Annotated in this window: 1 protein-coding gene; it reads right to left on the reverse strand. The window is 39.6% G+C overall.

Annotated elements, in window-relative coordinates; genetic code table 11:
* Positions 1-1,623: DUF7507 domain-containing protein (locus LY01_RS14945; protein WP_317044709.1), on the reverse strand; the 1,623-nt coding region annotated here is incomplete at both ends.

Here is a 1,623-nt window from a genome sequence, read left to right on the forward strand (position 1 = left end):
GAATACTGTTCCGCTTACTGTTCCACTTGTTAGTGGTAATGTAAATCCGTCGTCGATAGTAGTTTCTTCCGAACCTGCAATAACAGTAACGTTTTCAGGATCTGAACCTGCAGTAGTTAAAGCAGAACCAACAGGGTCCTGAACATCAACTAATGTTATTCCAACTGGAACAACCGTTATCCAATCACCATTAGCATCCGTCATCACCGTTTGAGGAGTACCTCCTTCATCGGTAACAACAACATCTACACCAGGTATTCCTGGCTCACCTGCATCTTGAATACCGTTTCCATTTTGATCATCGAATACTGTTCCTGTTAGCAATCCATTTTGATCAATAACGAAAACCGTCGGATCTTCAAAGTCACCATCACCATCATTATCTACGTTAGTAGCATCATCAGGATCATCTGAATCATCTGAGACATCCGGTAAAACATTACCTTGACTATCTGTAGTCTGACCAGTTACCTGAGCAATGTTTCTTACTTCACCTGCAGAAATATTTGCCGCTGTTATATTATAAATAGCCATCGCACTACCAACATCACCAGGGTTAAGGGTAGAAGGAGTAACAATTAAGTTAGAGACGCCAATAACTGAGTCATCTATTGTCACACCAGTAATTACCGTATTCCCAGTATTTGTTACTGTGAAGTTATAAGTGATAGTATCTAGTATATCAACTATACCATTATTATTAACATCTGTATACGAATCCGCTTTCGCGAAAGCGAGATTAGGCTGACTAACATCAGTGATAGTAGGATCATCAGGATCACCATCTCCATCAGGATCAGAATCATTTGTATTATTTGGATCATCTGAGTTATCTGATACTGGACCTAAAGGATCTCCATTAGGATCGAAAGCATCACCACTAAGAACAGCTGTGTTTACAATCTGTCCATTATCAATATCGGTTTGTAATAAAACATATACATAATCAGGTACAGTTCCCGTACCTCCTGCCGGTATTGTAGATGGAGTTACAGAAACACCAGTCATACCAATAATCATATCGTTTACAACAGCGTTACGTACTTCTACATTACCATTGTTATTTATCACAAAACTATAAGTAATAATATCTCCTGCGTCGACCAAACCATTCATGTTTGCATCAACAACACCACCACTGATTTTCTCTAACTCTAAGTTAGGCATAGCATTAAAGAAACCATCTGCTGGCTGCCCAACATTTTCTCCAACACCTACAGTAATAGTTGTAGGATCTGTACCAGCAGTCTGAATCTCAGTACCACCATTAGGTAGCGTAGTTTCATCTATGTCTGCAGTAGTAGTTCCAGCAGGAACAACAATAGACCAAGTTCCATCAGGATTAGTAACCACCGGTACTATAGTCATATTTGAGTCAGTAACATTTACTGTTACTCCACCTAATCCCATTTCACCCATATCTTGGATTCCATTTCCATTTGCATCATCAAAAACAACACCATTTAAGATACCATTAGCACCGAGAGGAACTACTGTTGGATCATCAGGATCTGCATCTCCGTCAGGATTTGCATCAGTAACATTATTAGGATCATCAGAATCATCAGATACGGGACCTGCAGAATTACCAATTGTATCAAAAGCTTCACCAGAACCAACTGC

Source organism: Nonlabens xylanidelens (assembly GCF_002934445.1).
GTDB lineage: Bacteria > Bacteroidota > Bacteroidia > Flavobacteriales > Flavobacteriaceae > Nonlabens > Nonlabens xylanidelens.